The sequence below is a fragment of the Pelomonas cellulosilytica genome, from assembly GCF_021353265.1.
GTDB lineage: Bacteria > Pseudomonadota > Gammaproteobacteria > Burkholderiales > Burkholderiaceae_C > Pelomonas > Pelomonas cellulosilytica.
On record NZ_JAJTWU010000001.1, the window covers coordinates 131,320 to 148,566 of the forward strand.

A 17,247-nucleotide genomic window follows, 5' to 3' on the forward strand; every position below is an offset into this window, starting at 1 on the left:
CTCTAGTTGGTTCGATTATTGCATCGGGCCGCGATCGCGGCATTGCCCTCGCTAACCCGAAGCGTTCTCCCCGTTTTGTCGTGACTTGGCCGGGTTTTCACCCGGCCTTCGCATTCCAGCCGCCCATGAAAGCCAGCCAGTTCTTCATCTCCACCCTCAAGGAAGCGCCAGCGGACGCGGAAGTCGTAAGCCATCAGCTGATGATGCGCGCCGGCATGATCAAGCGCCTGGGCGCGGGCATTTACAACTACATGCCGATGGGGCTACGGGTCATCCGCAAGGTCGAGAAGATCATCCGCGAGGAGATGGACGCGGCCGGCGCCGTTGAGCTGCTGATGCCCGTGGTGCAGCCGGCCGAGCTGTGGATGGAAAGCGGTCGCTTCCAGGCCTACGGACCCGAGCTGATGCGCATCAAGGACCGCCACGGCCGCGACTTCATCGTGCAGCCGACCAGCGAAGAGGCCATCACCGACATCGCCCGCCAGGAGCTGCGCAGCTACCGCCAACTGCCGAAAAACTTCTATCACATCCAGACGAAGTTCCGCGACGAGCGTCGTCCGCGCTTCGGCCTGATGCGCGGCCGCGAGTTCACGATGAAGGACGCCTACTCCTTCGACCGGGATGTCGAATCGGCTGGTCGCAGCTACGACAACATGTACGCGGCCTACCGGAAGATCTTCGACCGCTTCGGCCTGCAGTACCGCGCTGTCGCCGCCGACACGGGCTCCATTGGTGGCGAGCGCTCGCACGAGTTCCAGGTCATTGCCGAGACTGGCGAGGACGCCATCGTCTACTGCCCGACCAGCGACTACGCCGCCAACATCGAACTGGCGGAGGCCGTGGCGCTGCTGCCCAGCCGCGGCGCGGCGACGCAAGTGCTGACCAAGACGCGGACGCAGGGCAAGAGCACTTGCGAAGACGTGGCCGCCCTGCTGAGCCTGCCGCTGGCGCAGACAGTCAAGTCGCTGGTGCTGGCCACCGACGAGCTCGACCAGCATGGCAGCATCGTCAAGACGCAGGTCTGGCTGCTACTGGTACGTGGCGACCATGACCTCAACGAGGTCAAGGCTGGCAAGGTCGAAGGCCTGAAGGGCGGATTCCGCTTCGCGACGGTCGCCGAGATCGAGGACCACTTCGGCTGCAAGCCGGGCTACCTGGGCCCGATCGGTGCGAAGGGTGTGAAGGTCGTCGCCGACCGCACCGTCGCCGTCATGAGCGATTTCGTCTGCGGCGCCAACGAGGCGGACTTCCACCTCACCGGCGTCAACTGGGGACGCGACCTGCCCGAGCCCGACCTCGTGGCCGACATCCGCAATGTCGTCGCGGGCGATCCGTCGCCCGACGGCCAGGGCGTGCTTGCCATCCAGCGCGGCATCGAGGTGGGGCATGTGTTCTATCTCGGCACCAAGTACTCGGCCGCGATGAACGCGAACTTCCTCGACGAGAACGGCAAGCCCAAGCTGCTTGAGATGGGCTGCTACGGCATTGGCGTCACGCGCATCCTGGGTGCGGCGATCGAGCAGAACCACGACGCGCGCGGCATCATCTGGCCAGACTCGATCGCGCCGTTCACGGTCGTCATCTGCCCCATCGGCGCAGACCGCAGCGCGGACGTCAAGGCCGCAGCTGACAGGCTTTACGGCGAGCTGAAGGCGCTCGGCGTGGACGTGCTGCTGGATGACCGTGGCGAGCGCCCTGGCGCGATGTTCGCGGACTGGGAGCTGATCGGCATTCCGCATCGCGTCGTGCTGGGTGACCGTGGCCTGAAGGAAGGCCAGGTTGAGTACCAGGGCCGGCGCGACGAGGCCGCGACCAAGCTGGCCGTCGGCGACGTGGTGGGCCACCTGAAGGGCCTGCTCAAGCTTTGAGGCGGCGCCTGGCGCTGGCTGGCCTGCTCGCCGCGCCGCTCGGCGCGCGCGCCGGCGCGCAGATCGAGGAGCCGCTGGCCGACGCGGTGCGCTCGGCGCTGAGCGCGTCCATCGCGCAGGCGGCGCCACCGCGGCCGCGCTTCGACGACCCGTTGGCGCGCGAGGCCTATCTGCGCTGGCTCAGCGAAATGAGCGAGCGTTTGAAGAAGCGCAAGACCGAGACGCAGATCCGCATCGAGTTCCTTGAGACCATCTGGTACGAGGCCAAGCGGGCCGGCCTGGAGCCCAGCCTCGTGCTGGGCCTCGTCCAGGTGGAGAGCGGCTTTCGCAAGTACGCGATCAGCACGGCCGGCGCGCGCGGCTACATGCAGGTCATGCCGTTTTGGACGCGCAGCATCGGCGATGGCGACGCGGCGCGGCTGTTCCACATGCAGACCAACCTGCGCTTCGGCTGCGTGATCCTGCGCCACTACCTCGACATCGAGAAGGGCGACCTCTTCATGGCGCTGGGTCGCTACAACGGCAGCCGCGGGCGAGCGGAGTATCCGAACGCGGTGTTCGCAGCGCGCCGGCAGTGGTTGTTGCCTGGGGAGAAGTGAAGCGATCCGGCATGGCTTGTGGCAGACGGTCGCAAGGGCGTTAGGCTGCGCGGCTTCGTCCACAAGACAACCCACCGATGCCCGCTGCCCACCGCTTCGCGCCCCTGATCCTGTCCGTGCTGCTTGCCACCGGCCTCGCAGCCGCCCAGCCGACCGACAACCCGCTACTGCAGCCCAGCCCGCTGCCGCTGCACTTCCCGCAATTCGACAAGCTGCGCGACGAGCACTTCGCGCCGGCGCTCGACCGTGGCATGGCCGAGCAGCTCGCCGAGGTCAAGGCCATCGCCGACTCGCCCGACGCGCCGACCTTTGACAACACCATCCTCGCTCTTGAGAAAAGCGGCCGCCTGCTGAACCGCACGACGACGCTGCTGTTCAACCTGCTGGGCGCCGATGCCAATCCGGCCCGCCAGCAACTGCAGACCGATTACGCCGCCAGGCTGGCCGCCCAGCGCGACGCGGTGTTGCTGAATCCGCGGCTGTTCGCCCGCGTCGAAGCCGTCTACGAGGCGCGCGACAAGATGGCGCCGAACGCCGAGGCCAGGCGCCTCGTCGAGCGCTACCGCCGCGACATGGTGCGCGCCGGCGCCCAGCTGAACGACGAGCAGAAGACGCGCATGAAGGCCATCAACGCCGAGTTGGCCACGCTGTCGGCGTCTTTCAACAAGGCCGTGCTGGCCGAGGTGAACGACTCGGCCGTCGTCGTCGACAGCGCCGACGAGCTGGCCGGGCTGACACCCGCGCAGATCGCCGCCGCCGCGGACAACGCGAAGAAGCGAGGTCTGGACGGCAAGTACGTCATCGCGCTGCTGAACACGACCATCCAGCCTTTCGAGACCGAGCTGCAGAACCGCGCGCTGCGTGAGCGCCTGCACCGCGCCTCGGTCGCGCGTGGCGCACGGGGCAATGCCTTCGACACGCGTGGCATGGTCTCGCGCGTCATCTCGCTGCGCCAGGAGCGCGCTGCGCTGCTGGGCTACGCAACGCCAGCGGCCTACGTGCTGGAAGACGAGACGGCGCAGTCGGCGGACACCGTCAACGCGCTGCTGCGCAAGCTCGCGCCGGCCGCAGTGGCCTCGGCCAGGCAGGAAGCCGCCGAGCTGCAGAAGTTCATCGACAGCGACCAGGCCGCCAAGGGGCAGCCCGGCTTTGCGCTGCAGGCCTGGGACTGGAGCTACTACGCCGAGAAGCTGCGTTCGGCCAGGTACGGCTTCGACGAGAGCCAGCTCAAGCCCTACCTGGAGATCACGAGCGTGCTTGAGCGTGGCGTGTTCTTCGCGGCCCAGCAGCTCTACGGCATCACGTTCAAGCGCCGCACGGACCTGCCGGTCTATCGCGACGATGTGCGTGTCTATGACGTGTTCGACACCAACGGCAAGCAGCTCGCCATCTTCATCGCCGACCTCTACGCCCGCCCGAGCAAGCGCGGCGGTGCGTGGATGAACTCTTACGTCAGCCAGAACCCGCTGGAGGGCACGCAGCCGGTCGTGGCCAACCACCTCAACATCCCCATGCCGGCGGCCGGCGAGCCGACGCTGCTGACCTGGGACGAGGTCAACACGATGTTCCATGAGTTCGGCCATGCGCTGCACTACATGTTCAACCAGGGCCGCTACCCCAGCCTGGCCCGCGTGCCGCGCGACTTCGTCGAATACCCGTCGCAGGTCAACGAGGTCTGGGCCGACTGGCCCAGCGTGCTGGTCAATTACGCGAGGCACTACCAGACCGGCGCGCCCATGCCGCGCGAACTGCTGGACAAGGTCGCTCGCGCCAAGCGCTTCAACCAGGGCTACACGACGCTGTCGTATCTGTCTGCCGCCATCGTCGACCAGCGCCTTCACCAACTGGGCGCCGGCCAGGCACCGACGGCCAATGGCATCGTCGACTTCGAGGCGCGTGTGCTCAAGGAAGAAGGTGTCGACTTCGGCCCGGTGCCGCCGCGCTACCGCCTGCCGTACTTCAGCCACAGCATGGGTGGCTATTCGGCTGGCTACTACGCCTACATCTGGAGCGAGGTGCTGGATGCCGACACGGTGGAATGGCTCAACGCCAACGGCGGCCTCAAGCGCGCCAATGGGGATGCGCTGCGCGCCAAGATGCTGTCGCGCGGCGGCAGCGAGGACGCGATGGCGCTGTTCCGCAGCCTCGTGGGTCACGAGCCCGACATCCAGCCGCTGCTGGAGCGGCGTGGGCTGGTGGTGCAGAAGCCCTGAGTAGGGCCGGCCGGGCTCAGGCCTTGGTCGCGAGCGAGCCCGGGTAGGTCAGCGAGCTCGACGCAGAAGAGACCGAGAACACGGCCGCCGTGCCGGCGGACTGCTGCATCAACGATGTGTAGAGTGACATCACGCCGCTCGACCCCTTGGCCAGCTTCGCCGCCTGCGAGATGGCCGCGCTCTGCTGGATGGTGGCCGACAGCTTGAGTGCGTCCCGCGCCTGCCCGGCAATGCGCGACGCGAAGCTGGGCTGGCTGCTGTCGGCCTTCAGGAAGGCCTGGGTGGCGGTCTTGTCGGCATCGCTGCCCTTGATGCCGACGCTGCCGTCGTTCTTCACGGTGAATTCAACGGTGCCCGTCAGCGTGACGCCGGCCTTCGCCATCGCCGCGCGCAGCTCGGTCGAAAGTGCCTTCTGGCCGGCTTCGAGGGACTGGACGGCCTTGGCCGACTTGGCGGTGCCCGCAGCCTGTTGGAGGGCTTGCTGCGAAATGGCCGCACTGGCCTGACCGCGGGTGCTCGTGCCAGCGGTGCCGGCGTTTGCCGCTGTCGAGGCGTTGTCCAGGTTCTGCGTGGACAGGTAGCTAAGCAGGGAGCTGTTGAGACCGGAGAGCATCGCCGCATCTTGCCGCGGACGGCGGAGGGGCTAGCGGTGCAGCTGGGCCGGAATTCCAGCCCAGCTCGCCGGCTACAGCCCTGTCCAGGCCTGCGGGCGGGCCGACGCGATGCCGGCCAATTCCAGCACGCGCTCGACCGTTTCGTTCACCATCTCCTCGATGCTCTTGGGGCGGTGATAGAAGGCCGGCAGCGGCGGGAAGCAGATGCCGCCCATTTCCGTCACGGCGACCATGTTGCGCAGGTGGGCCAGGTTGAACGGCGTCTCACGCACCATCAGGATGAGGCGGCGGCGTTCCTTCAGCGTGACGTCGGCGGCGCGTGTCAACAGGTTGTCGCCCAACCCATGGGCAATCGCGGCCAGGGACTTCATCGAGCACGGCGCGACGACCATCGCGGCCGTCGAGAAGCTGCCGCTGGCGATGCAGGCGCCGACATCGCCAGGCGCATAGGCGTGATCGGCCTCGGCCTCCAGCGTTGAGCGATCCAGGCCCAGCTCGTGGTGGGCGTTCAGGATGCCGGCGGGCGTGGCGATCAGGTGCGTCTCGACGCCCAGCTCGCGCGAGCGCCGCAGCAGGCGCAGCGCATAGGCGGCGCCGGTCGCGCCCGTCAGCCCGACGACGAGGCGGGTCACTGCGCGGCGAGAGCCTGCTGCAGCTCGCCCGACTCGTACATCTCCATCATGATGTCCGAGCCGCCGACGAATTCGCCGTTGATGTAGAGCTGGGGAATCGTCGGCCAGTTGGCGTAGTCCTTGATGCCCTGGCGCACGGCTTCGTCTTCCAGCACGTTGAAGGTCTTGATGTCGCTCGCGCCGGCGGCCTTGAGGATCTGGATGGCGCGGCCCGAGAAGCCGCACATCGGGAACTGGGCCGTGCCCTTCATGAAGAGCATGACGCGGTTGGATTTGACGAGGTCGTCGATGCGTTGCTGAACGTCGCTCATGGGAAGTCTCGGAAAGGCAAAAGCCAAATTATCCGGGACGCCGCGACGCCGCTCTCAATAGCTGTAGGCCAGGCCCAGTTGCAGCAGGGGCTTGAAGCGCAGGTCTCGCATCGCGTCCTCGAAGCCCTGGGCGCTGCTGCGACCCAGGCGCACGCCGCCGAGCGTGCCGGACATCAGGCCCAAGTCGGCGCTGAAGGCCAGGCCGCTGCTGCGCAGTCGGGCGGTGTAGCCGATGCCAACGTAGGACAGGTTGGCGCTGGGCTCCAGCGCGTAGGCGTCCGGCCCGGTGAGTGAGAAGCTGCGCCGGCCTGCCGACACCATGCCGCTGCCCAACGCCAGCCCGCCGCTGCTCTGCGCCATGGACAGCGGGCCCAGCAGCACGCCGCCGGTGGCGCGCAGGCCGCCGCTGAAGCCGGAGAGGCCGGACTTGGTGAGGTAGTAGTCGCCCAGCAGGTTGGCGCTGAGGATACGGGAGCCACCCAGGTGCGGCCCGACGTTGGAGGTTACATCGGCGCTGTTGAGCTGCAATCGGGCCTGCCAGCGGGGCTGGGCGTCGCTGTCGGCCCAGGCCGGCAGCGTGGCAACGGTCGTGAAACTCAGAAGTGCAGCGCGGATGAGGCGGGCCATGGTCGTCTCCTGCACGGTGCCAGGACCGGCACCGCCGTTTGATACTACGCCGGCTGGCCCGACCCGTGCACGAAGAAGTACACGCGAAATCTCACGCAAACGGGTGGTAGCCGTCGCGCCGGTGCGTCACGGCCAGCGGCCGCCACTGGCGCGTGGCCGGCCCGCGAGATCGTGGCGTAGCGTGGCGTCCCGGAAGCTGCGGGTCGCCAGTTGTTGCGCTACCACACCGGCCTGGTCCCAGCCGTGCTCCAGCAGCAGCCAGCCGCCCGGAGCCAGATGTTGCGGTGCCACATCGATCAGCGTGCGCAGGTCGGCCAGGCCGTCGCCACCGGGCGTGAGGGCCGTCAGCGGCTCGTGGCGCAGCGCGGGCAGATGCGGGTCATCTGAGGCGATGTATGGCGGGTTGCTCAGCACGAGGTCGAAGCGTTCACCCGCCAGTGGCTCGAACCAACTGCCCAGGCGCCAGTCGACGGCCAGCCCGAGGCGCTCGCCATTGCCGCGGGCTACCGCTAGCGCCTCGGCGCTGAGGTCCACCGCGGTCACGCTGGCCCGGGGGCAGGCCGCCTTCACCGCCAGGGCGATGGCGCCGCTGCCGGTGCCGAGGTCCACGACGCGCGGCTGGCCGGGCAGGGCGCCCAGCCGCTCCAGCGCCCAGTCGACCAGGGTTTCGGTGTCCGGCCGGGGAATCAGCGTGGCCGGCGTGACCTGCAGCATCAGGCCGTGGAAGGGCTGCCAGCCGGTCAGGTGGGCTAGCGGTTCGCCGGCCGCCAGGCGCCGCAATGCCGCGTCGGCGCCATCCACGGTCGCGTCGCTGTGCGTGATGAGCCAGGCGCGGTCGCGGCCGGTCAGGTGGGCCAGCAACGCCTGCGCGTCGCCCCGCTCGACGCCGAGCCGGCGGGCCAGCGCCAGCGCGTCGTCGACCGTCATGTGCGGCCTTCCTCCAGTTGCGCGAGCTGTTCGGCCGCCTGCGCGGCCAGCAGCCCCTGGATGACGTCGTTCAGGTCGCCGTCCATGATCTGCCCGAGCTTGTAGAGCGTCAGGTTGATGCGGTGGTCGGTGAGGCGCCCCTGCGGGAAGTTGTAGGTGCGGATGCGGTCACTGCGGTCGCCGGTGCCGATCAGGCCCTTGCGTGTGGCGGCCTCCTTGGCGGCGCGCTCGCTGCGCTCCTTCTCCTGGATACGCGCCTGCAGCACCTGCAGGGCCTTGGCCTTGTTGCTGTGCTGGCTGCGGCCGTCCTGGCATTCGGCGACGATGCCAGTCGGCAGGTGGACGACGCGCACGGCGGAGTCGGTCTTGTTAATGTGCTGGCCGCCGGCCCCGCTGGCGCGGAAGGTGTCGATGCGCAGGTCCGCAGGGTTCAGCGTGATGGCCTCGGCCTCGTCGGGCTCGGGCATCACGGCGACAGTACAGGCGCTGGTGTGGATGCGGCCCTGGGTCTCGGTCGCCGGCACGCGCTGCACGCGGTGGCCGCCGGACTCGAACTTGAGCCGGCCGTACACGCCATCGCCTTCGACGCGCACGACCAGTTCCTTGTAGCCCCCCAGGTCCGACACGTTCTCGGACAGGATCTCGGTGCGCCAGCCCTGGGCCTCGGCGAAGCGCAGGTACATGCGGGCCAGGTCGCCGGCGAACAGCGCCGATTCGTCGCCGCCCGTGCCGGCACGGATTTCGAGGAAGGCATGGCGCTCGTCGTCGGGGTCCTTGGGGATCAGCGCGAGCTGCAGCTCATGATCGAGTGCGGCCAGCGCCGCCTCGTTGGACGCGATCTCCTCGCGGGCCATGTCGGCCATTTCCGGGTCGGCCAGCATCTCGCGCGCCGTAGAGAGGTCGGCCTCGTGCTGCTGGTAGCGGCGGTAGCGCTCCACCAGCCCGGACACCTCGGCCTGCTCCTTGGTCAGTGCGCGGTAGCGCTTCATGTCGGCGGCGATGCTGCCGTCGGCGAGGAGTGCATCAAGCTCGGCGAGGCGGAAGCCGAGGCGGTCGAACTGCTGACGCAGGGAGTCTTTCATGGGGCGGCGATCGAAGAAGCAGTCAGGAGCGGCGCAACGCGGGCGCCGGGCGGCGGCGCTGGGCGCCGCTAGGACTGCTTGTTGCGCAAGAACAGGCGCGAGACGGTCTGAGCCAGCTGCAGGCGCTGCTCGCCGTCGCTGGCATGCAGCTCGGCCAGCGTGCCGTGCAGCAGCTTCTGTGTCAGGCCCTTCGAGAGGGCGTCCAGCACTTCGTCGACGTCAGCGCCCTTGGCCAGCAGCTTGCGGGCGCGGGCGATCTCCAGTGCGCGCCAGTCGTCGGTCTGCTGGTGCAGCGCCTGGATCAACGGCACCGTGTGGCGCTGGTCCAGCCAGTGCATGAAGCTTTGCACGCCGGTCTCGACGATGGCCTCGGCCTGCTGCACGGCGGCCTGGCGCTTCTCGCCAGCCGTCTGCACCTGCTGGGCGAGTTCATCGACGGTGTAGAGGTAGACGTCGTCTAGCTGGGCGACCTCGGGCTCGATGTCACGCGGCACGGCCAGGTCGACCATGAACATCGGGCGGTGCTTGCGCTTCTTCAGCGCGCGTTCGACCGCGCCCAGGCCGATCAGTGGCAGGCTGGATGCCGTGCAGGACACGACGATGTCGAATTCATGCAGCCGCTCGGGCAGGTCGGACAGCCGCACAGCTTCGGCGCCGAAGCGGCCGGCCAACTTCTCGCCGCGCTCCAGCGTGCGGTTGGCGACGGCCATGAGACGAGGCGTGCGGGCCGCGAAGTGAGTCGCGGTCAGCTCGATCATCTCGCCCGCGCCGACGAACAGCACGCGCGTCTGGGCCAGGTCCTCGAACAGTTGGCCCGCCAAGCGCACGGCGGCCGCTGCCATGCTGATGGAATGGGCGCCGATCTCGGTGGAGCTGCGCACTTCTTTGGCGACGGAGAAGCTGCGCTGGAACAGCTGGTGCAGCGTCGTGCCGAGCGCGCCGGCGGCTTCGGCTTCCTTCACGGCCTGCTTCATCTGGCCGAGGATCTGCGGCTCGCCCAGCACCATCGAGTCGAGCCCGCTGGCGACGCGGAAGGCGTGGCGCGCGGCATCGCTGCCCTGCATCACGTAGGCATGCTCGCGCAGCGCGCCGGCCTCGACGCCGCCGGTCTGCGCCAGCCAGGCGATGGCCGGCTGCACCTGCGTCTGCGGCGCGGCCACGTAGACCTCGGTGCGGTTGCAGGTGGACAGGATGGCCGCCTCGGGCGCGCCGGGCAGCTTCTGCCGCAGGCCGGTGAGCGACGGCGCGAGTTGCTCGAGCGTGAATGCAAACCGCCCGCGCAGATCCAGCGGGGCGGTGTTGTGGTTCAGGCCAAGAGCAAAGACCGACATGGGAGGCAATTGTAGGATTCGCGGCTTTTCCGCCTCTGACATCGGTCAAGCCCGAATGAGCCCACTCGACGCCTTTTGGCACATTGCCAACCTCTTTGCACCGGCCTGGGGGCTGGCGGCGCTGCTGGCGGTGGCGATCAAAGCGGTCTGGCGTCGAGAGGCGAAGCCGCTGGGCTGGCGGCGCTTATGGCTGTGGGGTGCGGCGGGCGGCACGGCGGCAACGCTGATGGCGCTGGTGCTGCTGGGCCGCGACGGCAGGATGGCCGGCTACGCCCTGCTGGTACTTGGCGTGGCGCTGCCGCAGTGGGCCCAGCTGAGCTTCAGGCGCTGAGCACCTCTTCCGTCGTGACGACCTCGCCGCGCAGCGAGTGCGCGAAGGCAGTTGTGATGCGCACGTCCACCAGCTGGTTCATCAGCCGCGGCGACCCGGCGAAGTTGACGATGCGGTTGCACTCGGTGCGGCCCATCAGCTCGGAGGCGTCCTTGCGCGCGTTGCCGGTTACCAGCACCTTCTCCACCTTGCCGACCATGCCTTGCGAGATCGACAAGGCGTGTGCCTCGATGGCGGCCTGCAGCTCCTGAAGGCGCTTGACCTTAGTCTCGTACGGCGTCGTGTCCTCCAGCGCGGCGGCTGGTGTGCCCGGGCGCGGGCTGAAGATGAAGCTGAAGCTCGCATCGAAGCCGACGTCCTGCACCAGCTTCATCAGCTTGGCGTGATCCTCATCCGTCTCACCGGGGAAGCCGACGATGAAGTCGCTGGCCAGGCGCAGCTCCGGGCGGATGGCGCGCAGCTTGCGCACGATGCTCTTGAACTCCAGCGCCGTGTAGCCGCGTTTCATCGCCATCAGGATGCGGTCGCTGCCGTGCTGCACGGGCAGGTGCAGGTGGTTCACGAGTTGCGGGATCTTGCCGTAGGCCTCGATGAGGCGCGGGCTGAACTCGTTGGGATGGCTGGTCGTGAAGCGCAGGCGTCGGATGCCGGGAATCTCGGCTGCGTATTCCAGCAGCAACGCTAGGTCGGCGTGCTCGCTGCTGTCGCCCATTCTGCCCCGGTAGGCATTGACGTTCTGGCCGAGCAGGTTGATCTCCATGACGCCCTGGTCGGCCAGGCCGGCGATCTCGGTCAGCACGTCGTCAAAGGGGCGCGAGACCTCTTCGCCGCGGGTGTAGGGAACCACGCAGTAGGAGCAGTACTTGGAGCAGCCTTCCATGATGGAGACGAAGGCCGAGGCGCCTTCGACCTTGGCCGGCGGCAGGTGGTCGAACTTCTCAATCTCGGGGAAGGAGATGTCCACCTGCGGGCGGCGCTGGTCGCGGCGCGCTTCCAGCATCTGCGGCAGGCGGTGCAGCGTCTGCGGGCCGAAGACGACGTCCACGTAGGGCGCGCGCTCGATGATGGCGGCGCCTTCCTGCGACGCAACGCAGCCGCCGACGCCGATCATCACGCCCTTGGCCTTTAGGTGCTTCACACGGCCGAGGTCGCTGAAGACCTTCTCCTGCGCCTTCTCGCGCACCGAGCAGGTGTTGAACAGGATGAGATCGGCTTGCTCGGGGTCGTCGGTGGGTGTGTAGCCCTTTGCGGCGCCCAGCACGTCGGCCATCTTGTCCGAGTCGTACTCGTTCATCTGGCAGCCGAAGGTCTTGATGTAGACCTTCTTGCTCATGGCTTGCTCCAGGTCTGGCTGGCAGGGTCGAACCGCCAAGTGGCGCTCTCGGCGGGCGTGCGCGGCCAGACCTTGTTGGCCAGCTCCGCAGGGTTGAGCACCCACACGTCTTGGATCAACCCGTTGCCTTCGACCGTGTAGTGCACGCTGAGCTTTTGACCGGTGAGCCCGGCTGGCGGCACCCACAGGTTCGCATCGTTCCTGACCCGGGAGCCGGGCGCGAGCCGGGCCGGCTTGCCGTTGAGCAGCACGTCGGGGAACTGGGTGACCATCAGTTCGCCGCGCAGTGCGTTGGCGGGGAAGGGGCGGTGCGTCTGCGCGTGGGCGACGACGCAGCTGGCGGCCAGGGCGAGGCCCAGGGCGGGGAGGGCACAGCGGTACATGGTATGTGTCCAGTGGCTGCGGAATGGGCACCTTTGCCTAAACGGCAGCAGGCGAAGAAAAAGGGCCGAAGGATTCGGCCCACGTAAGACATTTTATGAGAGCGCTCAGAGAGTCGCTGTTGTTGGGCGCCTGATAGCGAGCCAGATTGGCAGCAAGCCTGTGGCGAAGAACGCCCACGACGACGGCTCCGGGATGGCCGGCTGCCCGGCTACGCGTGATTCTCCGGTCACTGAAACCAAGTACGAAAATCCCAGGACGGTCGTCTCGGATGAGACGTTGTCCCATGAGATTGCTGCGTACTTGGAAGACTCCTTCTTGAAGGTTTGAGTGTCAGCGTCCGATGGATCCCAGATCAGTGATACACGCGTCTCGGCGGCGTCAAGGGTGATCGGTCTGCCGTTGCCGGACGGACTGGTCAGGTCCATCGAAACGATCCCGCTGGCGAAATCGCCTCGCCAGTTCAACTCGGATACCGCGATGGCCGTGTGCATGTGTGCATCGATCAGGATCCTGGTGTGCGGGCTGAGCACCCACCCATAGCTTGGCCTGCTCGCCGAGGCGGCCACGGTGGTCGCCACCGAGGCTGAAGGGCTGTCCAGGAGCACCGACGAGTTCATGAATGCGTAGGCCGAATTGCTGCGGTTCTCGGCCGTGGCCGATCGCATGGCTTCGCTGAACGATGTCCTCAGGGGCTGGAACGGCGCTGATGTGGCCAAGTATTCGCCTTGGCGCGACACGTACGTGCTTGCCGACGCGGCACGCGGATCGGGAACGTAAGTCAACTCCGGAGTGATCCCGTCGGCGGGGTCGAGATCGATCAACGAGATCCTGAAGTCGTCGAGTGACGCAAAGCCGATAACGCCCGCGACGGCCGGCGACACAACCGTTGAACTTAGCAGCAAACCAAGTGTGGTTTTCATCGTGCCCTCGACTCCGGTCCCAACACTTCCAGTGTAGGAACGCGGCCGTTCAGAGAGTCACGTCAATCGTGGGATGACATCCACCAAGGGCGCCAAGCAAAACGGGCTCATGAACTCGTCGGGATCTGAACTTCAATGCCAAACGTAGCCAGCCGATCCTCCGGGAAGTCTCGCTCGTTAAGGGTGACGATGACGATTGCGCCGCAGCGGATGGGCGGCGCCGCGACCATGCCGGCAATAGGGATCGTGCGCGCCTCATAGGACACGCGTCGCACCGGCGCGCTGCCGGTTTCGAGATGACCGCAATGACGTGAGTCTTCGTCGATAGCCTGAACGACATGGGCCAGCACGCGAATCTGCCAGCCGCCCTCGGAACTTGTCGCGAACGAATTTGTCGGTCTCTCCTGCTTTGACGCAGCGGACTATCTCACCGATGAAGAGACGATCGCAGCCTACCTTGAGTGCGTCGCCAGCGAGGGTAATGCGAGTGCTCTTGGGGAAGCAATGAACACAGTGGCGTGAGCACGTAGCCAGAACGATGCTGGAGACCAGACTGTAAGAACGGGCCGTTGACACTTGGTTGACAGCCGCCAAAGACGAAGGGCTTAGCATCGCTGCTAAGCCCTTGTCTTATTTGGTGGCGCTTCAGGGATTCGAACCCCGGACCTGCGGATTATGATTCCGTCGCTCTAACCGGCTGAGCTAAAGCGCCTGAGCCTGCCATTCTAAGCGAAGTTTTCAGCGTTTGGCAAGCAAGTCGCCAAACGGCTGTCCTGGCAGCCGCTGCAGGCCGTCGACGACTCGGGCGGCGTTGAACACGGCGCCGGCGTCATTGGTATGCGTGCGGGCGTCGGCGAAGAAGTTCTCCACCTTGGCTGCGCTGAGGCCGCGATAGGCATCGGTCACGAGCATCGTCAGGTCGATGAACTGCGCGCCATGGGCGTGGGCGACTTGTTCGGCCCAGGCGGCGTAGTTCTCGAAGTCGCGTGGCTGGCCTGCCTGCCAGCGGTCCTTGTGCGGGATGGGCGACAGAACGACGACGCGGGCGCCCCTGGCCCTGGCATCGTCGATGTATCGGGCCAGGTACCAGCCGAACGTGTGGACCTGCTCCTTGCTGCCATCGGGCCGCGTGTCTTCCACGGTCTCGTCGCCGATGCCGGGCACCGAGCCGCGGTTCTTGCCGGCGGGGTCGCCGATGCGGGCGCCGTCGTTGTGGCCGAACTGGATCAACAGCGTGTCGCCGGCCTTGAGCTGCTCCACCACGGCGGCCCAGCGGCCTTCGGTGAAGAAGGTGCGGCTGCTTCGGCCGCCGATGGCGTTGTTGACGATGTTGATGCGCTGCGTGTCGAAGAACGCGGCGATGCGCTCGCCCCAACCCCAGGCGCCGTTCTGCCCGCCGCTGCGCACGGTGGAGTCGCCGATCATGACGAGACTGGGCAGCTTCGGGTCCCGCGGCGCCTCGACCTTGACCTTGCGCGCGTCAACGACCGGACGGTCGTCGCTGCCGTCGGGCGCGAAGCGCTGCAGGTAGAAGCTGTCCGGCAGCACCTTGTTCTGGATCAGGCCGGCAATGACGAGCTGGGCATTCACGGCCGCACCGAGCCAGTTGGTGTGCACGGTCTCCTGCGGCGTGTCGGCCGGGAACAGCTTCTCGACGGTCGCCTTGCCCCAGGCTTCGTAGCGCAGCGCCCCCCACTCGTTGAGGTCGATAAACGCGACCTTCTCCTGCCTGGCGACCTCGGCTGCCCATGCGGCGAAGTTGCCCCCGGCGCGCGTCACCTTGATGCCGTCGGCCTCCCAGCGCTTGCGGATGACGGGCGAGCAGACGACGGGCGTGGCGCCGGCCGCGCGGATCTCGGCGATGTAGCCGCGCAGGTAGGCGCCGTAGGTCAGGACCGTCTCGGGCTGGCCGGTCAGAAGGTTGGTGATGTCTTCTTTCTCCGGCCCGATGCCGCGCAGCACGCCGCGCGCGCGGCTGTTGTCGTTGACGGGGCTGGCATCGTTGTGGCCGAACTGCATGACGACCCAGTCGCCTCTTTTGATGAAGGGCTTGGTGCGCTCCCAGTGGCCGCTGGTGCGGTAGGTGCGGCTGCTCAAACCGCCCACGGCGCGGTTGACGACGTTGATCTTGGTCGTGTCCAGATAGGCGGTGATCGGGTTGCCCCAGCCCCACTGACCCTCCGCGCCCTTGCCCTGGCCGTCGTCGCGTCCGTTGCGCACCGTGGAGTCGCCGATGAGGATCAGCGACGGCAGCTCGGGCCGGGCCGGTTCGGGCAGCGTGACCTGGGCGCGGGCGGGGTCCGTCGTGGCGGTGAACTCCTGGGCCTGCGGCTGCGCCAGCGGCAGGGCGAGCAGCAGCGCGGCGATGGTTCGTCGGGTGGGCTTGGGCGTCATGGCGCGGATGCTAGGAGCTGCGATGCGGCGCCGGCCGGCCCGGACGACGCAAGTTCTTGAGCGATTGAGGCCCGGAAACATCGAGCAACGCGGCGGCTCCTAGAGTCGCGGCCACCTTGACCCGGACACCCGCCATGCTGCTTCGTAAGACTTCCCTGCTGCTCGCCCTGATGCTGGCGGCCGCGCCGCTGTGGGCCCAGATCGGCCAGCGCTTCCCGTCCGAGAAGCGCGTTGTCGCCGACCCGGTCACCGGCACGCCGCTGACGTTCCTGACGACGCAGCCGAGGGGCGATTCCAAGATCTACCCCAGCCATCCGCAGTGGACGGCGGATGGCCAATGGCTGGTGTTCCGCTCCAACCGCGTCAAGGGCGAGGCCATCGCCGTCAACGAGGCCAGCGGCGACATGGTGCAGGTCACCGAGGGCGGCTACGACGGCATGCTCAACCTGTCGCAGACGGGTGGCAACAAACTCTATTTCCTGCGCAAGGCGGCGAGCCGCGCGCCGAAGGTGATGGAGGCCGTGGAGGTGGACCTGGACCGCGTCTTCGCCGACAGCCAGGCCGGCACGATGAAGCCGGCGGGCCGCTACCAGCGCGTCTTCGCGACGCTGCCGGCCGAGCTTGAGGCCGTGGGCGACAACGCGCTGGACGCCGACGGGCAGTGGTTCTACTTCCGCATCCAGGGCAAGGCCTACGCAGGCGCGCACCTGCCCGCCGGCACGAAGATCGAGCCACCCTTCGGTCCGCGGGGCATGGGCGCCGGCCCGCATGCCATCGGCAAGATCAACGTGCAGACCGGCGAGGTCCGTCACGTCGTGTCCGTGCCGTTCCAGATCGGCCACATCCAGGCCAACCTGTGGAAGCCCGCCGAACTGGTGTTCAGCTGGGAGACGGGCGGCAAGTCGCCGCAGCGCACGTGGACGGTCCGCGGCGATGGCAGCGGCCTGCGTCCGCTGTACCCGGAGGCGCCCTACGAATGGGTCACGCACGAGGCGATCGTCGGCCCCGACGAGGTGGCGATGGCGCTGATGGGGCACCGGCCGATTGCTGGTGTGGCCGACCCGTCGCGGCCGGCGGGGACCAGTGTCGAAGGAGCCAACCCGGGCCAGGAAGACGGCTGGGGCGCCACCGGCACGCGGGAGAAGCCCACGGGGTTGGCCATCGTCAACCTACGGACGCGGCAGATGGAGATCGTCGGCCAGACGCCATCAGGCAGCGGGCTGTGGCATGTGCATGCATCGCCGGACGGGCGCTTCGCGGTGGGCGACGACTTTGCACGCAATCTCTACCTGATCGACCGCCGCACGCACGAGATGCTGCTGCTGAGCGCGGGCCACAAGGCGACGGCGCGCGACCACGTCCACCCGACGTTCAGCCGCGACGGTCGCCGGATCCAGATCCAGTCGGCCCTGCTGTCGAGCGACGGCCGCGAGATGAACATCGTTGTCGTGCCGGTGCCGCCGGCGTGGCTGGCGCGCGAGCCGTGAATATTGGCAGGGGTATCTCGTAGAGCCTGCTGCAGATATTCGTTGTGCATGGTGTGAATATCGGAATCGTATATCTCAGCCATTCGTTAAATGCTGCCGATATTGATGGGAGGCTTCTTCGGCAGGCGCGCTTGCGGCACTAGTGGCTGAGTGATTTCCCTTGTCAAACCAATCAGTTGCTTGAGCGGAAACTG

Annotated in this window: 18 protein-coding genes and 1 tRNA gene; 6 read left to right on the forward strand and 13 right to left on the reverse strand. The window is 67.4% G+C overall.

Annotated elements, in window-relative coordinates:
* The first annotated feature begins 125 nt into the window (after positions 1 to 125).
* The 3 genes from LXT13_RS00610 to LXT13_RS00620 all read left to right on the forward strand — a co-directional run bounded on the left by LXT13_RS00610 (position 126) and on the right by LXT13_RS00620 (position 4,680).
* The gene (locus tag LXT13_RS00610) at positions 126 to 1,868 is read left to right on the forward strand and encodes a proline--tRNA ligase (RefSeq protein ID WP_233369661.1); all 1,743 of its coding nucleotides are present in this window, start codon (positions 126 to 128) and stop codon (positions 1,866 to 1,868) included.
* The gene (locus tag LXT13_RS00615; RefSeq protein ID WP_233369662.1) at positions 1,865 to 2,467 is read left to right on the forward strand and encodes a lytic transglycosylase domain-containing protein; all 603 of its coding nucleotides are present in this window, start codon (positions 1,865 to 1,867) and stop codon (positions 2,465 to 2,467) included. The genes LXT13_RS00610 and LXT13_RS00615 overlap by 4 nt, the downstream gene beginning before the upstream one ends.
* 77 nt (positions 2,468 to 2,544) lie before the next feature.
* The gene (locus tag LXT13_RS00620; RefSeq protein WP_233369663.1) at positions 2,545 to 4,680 is read left to right on the forward strand and encodes a M3 family metallopeptidase; all 2,136 of its coding nucleotides are present in this window, start codon (positions 2,545 to 2,547) and stop codon (positions 4,678 to 4,680) included.
* Positions 4,681 to 4,696: 16 nt separating this feature from the next.
* Here LXT13_RS00620 and LXT13_RS00625 read toward each other — a convergent pair whose 3' ends face one another.
* The 7 genes from LXT13_RS00625 to hemA form a co-directional block, all read right to left on the reverse strand.
* On the reverse strand, positions 4,697 to 5,293 hold the full coding sequence (locus tag LXT13_RS00625) for a hypothetical protein (RefSeq protein ID WP_233369664.1): 597 nt from the start codon (positions 5,291 to 5,293) through the stop codon (positions 4,697 to 4,699).
* A gap of 72 nt (positions 5,294 to 5,365) precedes the next feature.
* On the reverse strand, positions 5,366 to 5,926 hold the full coding sequence (locus LXT13_RS00630; protein ID WP_233369665.1) for a UbiX family flavin prenyltransferase: 561 nt from the start codon (positions 5,924 to 5,926) through the stop codon (positions 5,366 to 5,368).
* Entirely contained in the window at positions 5,923 to 6,237 is a 315-nt protein-coding gene (gene grxD, locus LXT13_RS00635; protein ID WP_233369666.1) for a Grx4 family monothiol glutaredoxin, read from the reverse strand. Before grxD ends, LXT13_RS00630 begins: the two co-directional genes overlap by 4 nt.
* Positions 6,238 to 6,291: 54 nt before the next feature.
* A complete protein-coding gene (locus LXT13_RS00640; RefSeq protein ID WP_233369667.1) occupies positions 6,292 to 6,864 on the reverse strand; it encodes a hypothetical protein in 573 nt (190 codons plus the stop codon).
* A 126-nt stretch (positions 6,865 to 6,990) separates the two neighbouring features.
* Positions 6,991 to 7,791: a peptide chain release factor N(5)-glutamine methyltransferase gene (gene prmC / locus LXT13_RS00645; RefSeq protein WP_233369668.1), complete on the reverse strand. Its 801-nt coding sequence runs from the start codon at positions 7,789 to 7,791 to the stop codon at positions 6,991 to 6,993.
* Positions 7,788 to 8,873 (reverse strand): peptide chain release factor 1, encoded by a 1,086-nt coding sequence (gene prfA, locus LXT13_RS00650; RefSeq protein WP_233369669.1) that lies wholly within the window; start codon positions 8,871 to 8,873, stop codon positions 7,788 to 7,790. The genes prmC and prfA overlap by 4 nt, the downstream gene beginning before the upstream one ends.
* A 68-nt stretch (positions 8,874 to 8,941) precedes the next feature.
* Positions 8,942 to 10,204, reverse strand: coding sequence for a glutamyl-tRNA reductase (hemA, locus tag LXT13_RS00655; RefSeq protein WP_233369670.1), 1,263 nt, complete (start codon positions 10,202 to 10,204; stop codon positions 8,942 to 8,944).
* Positions 10,205 to 10,259: 55 nt separating this feature from the next.
* On the opposite strand from hemA, the gene LXT13_RS00660 reads away from it, so the two are divergent.
* A complete protein-coding gene (locus LXT13_RS00660) occupies positions 10,260 to 10,535 on the forward strand; it encodes a hypothetical protein (protein ID WP_233369671.1) in 276 nt (91 codons plus the stop codon).
* On the opposite strand, the gene miaB is transcribed toward LXT13_RS00660, so the two are convergent.
* From miaB to LXT13_RS00680, 4 genes are all read right to left on the reverse strand, one after another.
* Positions 10,525 to 11,868: a tRNA (N6-isopentenyl adenosine(37)-C2)-methylthiotransferase MiaB gene (gene miaB, locus LXT13_RS00665; RefSeq protein ID WP_233369672.1), complete on the reverse strand. Its 1,344-nt coding sequence runs from the start codon at positions 11,866 to 11,868 to the stop codon at positions 10,525 to 10,527. The two genes, LXT13_RS00660 and miaB, sit on opposite strands and share 11 nt — an antisense overlap.
* The gene (locus LXT13_RS00670) at positions 11,865 to 12,251 is read right to left on the reverse strand and encodes a hypothetical protein (protein ID WP_233369673.1); all 387 of its coding nucleotides are present in this window, start codon (positions 12,249 to 12,251) and stop codon (positions 11,865 to 11,867) included. The genes miaB and LXT13_RS00670 overlap by 4 nt, the downstream gene beginning before the upstream one ends.
* A 105-nt stretch (positions 12,252 to 12,356) precedes the next feature.
* Positions 12,357 to 13,172, reverse strand: coding sequence for a hypothetical protein (locus LXT13_RS00675; RefSeq protein WP_233369674.1), 816 nt, complete (start codon positions 13,170 to 13,172; stop codon positions 12,357 to 12,359).
* A 107-nt stretch (positions 13,173 to 13,279) separates the two neighbouring features.
* Entirely contained in the window at positions 13,280 to 13,522 is a 243-nt protein-coding gene (locus LXT13_RS00680) for a hypothetical protein (protein ID WP_233369675.1), read from the reverse strand.
* Between the two features lie 4 nt (positions 13,523 to 13,526).
* On the opposite strand from LXT13_RS00680, the gene LXT13_RS28910 reads away from it, so the two are divergent.
* Complete coding sequence (locus LXT13_RS28910; RefSeq protein WP_419964638.1) at positions 13,527 to 13,694, forward strand: hypothetical protein; 168 nt, start codon at positions 13,527 to 13,529, stop codon at positions 13,692 to 13,694.
* Positions 13,695 to 13,807: 113 nt separating this feature from the next.
* Here LXT13_RS28910 and LXT13_RS00685 read toward each other — a convergent pair.
* Both LXT13_RS00685 and LXT13_RS00690 read right to left on the reverse strand, forming a co-directional pair.
* A tRNA-Met gene (locus LXT13_RS00685) sits at positions 13,808 to 13,884 on the reverse strand.
* Positions 13,885 to 13,910: 26 nt separating this feature from the next.
* Entirely contained in the window at positions 13,911 to 15,566 is a 1,656-nt protein-coding gene (locus LXT13_RS00690; protein WP_233369676.1) for a rhamnogalacturonan acetylesterase, read from the reverse strand.
* Positions 15,567 to 15,700: 134 nt separating this feature from the next.
* Between LXT13_RS00690 and LXT13_RS00695 the strand changes: the two genes are divergently transcribed.
* Entirely contained in the window at positions 15,701 to 17,053 is a 1,353-nt protein-coding gene (locus LXT13_RS00695) for a TolB-like translocation protein (RefSeq protein WP_233369677.1), read from the forward strand.
* Positions 17,054 to 17,247: the final 194 nt, after the last annotated feature.

What these genes read in the sequence shown, in the direction of transcription:
- miaB (WP_233369672.1), bottom strand. Translation starts at nt 11,868, where the DNA reads ATGAGCAAGAAGGTCTACATCAAGACCTTCGGCTGCCAGATGAACGAG.
- grxD (WP_233369666.1), bottom strand. Translation starts at nt 6,237, where the DNA reads ATGAGCGACGTTCAGCAACGCATCGACGACCTCGTCAAATCCAACCGC.
- LXT13_RS00670 (WP_233369673.1), bottom strand. Translation starts at nt 12,251, where the DNA reads ATGTACCGCTGTGCCCTCCCCGCCCTGGGCCTCGCCCTGGCCGCCAGC.
- LXT13_RS00690 (WP_233369676.1), bottom strand. Translation starts at nt 15,566, where the DNA reads ATGACGCCCAAGCCCACCCGACGAACCATCGCCGCGCTGCTGCTCGCC.
- prmC (WP_233369668.1), bottom strand. Translation starts at nt 7,791, where the DNA reads ATGACGGTCGACGACGCGCTGGCGCTGGCCCGCCGGCTCGGCGTCGAG.
- LXT13_RS00660 (WP_233369671.1), top strand. Translation starts at nt 10,260, where the DNA reads ATGAGCCCACTCGACGCCTTTTGGCACATTGCCAACCTCTTTGCACCG.
- LXT13_RS00620 (WP_233369663.1), top strand. Translation starts at nt 2,545, where the DNA reads ATGCCCGCTGCCCACCGCTTCGCGCCCCTGATCCTGTCCGTGCTGCTT.
- prfA (WP_233369669.1), bottom strand. Translation starts at nt 8,873, where the DNA reads ATGAAAGACTCCCTGCGTCAGCAGTTCGACCGCCTCGGCTTCCGCCTC.
- LXT13_RS00610 (WP_233369661.1), top strand. Translation starts at nt 126, where the DNA reads ATGAAAGCCAGCCAGTTCTTCATCTCCACCCTCAAGGAAGCGCCAGCG.
- LXT13_RS00625 (WP_233369664.1), bottom strand. Translation starts at nt 5,293, where the DNA reads ATGCTCTCCGGTCTCAACAGCTCCCTGCTTAGCTACCTGTCCACGCAG.
- hemA (WP_233369670.1), bottom strand. Translation starts at nt 10,204, where the DNA reads ATGTCGGTCTTTGCTCTTGGCCTGAACCACAACACCGCCCCGCTGGAT.
- LXT13_RS00695 (WP_233369677.1), top strand. Translation starts at nt 15,701, where the DNA reads ATGCTGCTTCGTAAGACTTCCCTGCTGCTCGCCCTGATGCTGGCGGCC.
- LXT13_RS00675 (WP_233369674.1), bottom strand. Translation starts at nt 13,172, where the DNA reads ATGAAAACCACACTTGGTTTGCTGCTAAGTTCAACGGTTGTGTCGCCG.
- LXT13_RS00640 (WP_233369667.1), bottom strand. Translation starts at nt 6,864, where the DNA reads ATGGCCCGCCTCATCCGCGCTGCACTTCTGAGTTTCACGACCGTTGCC.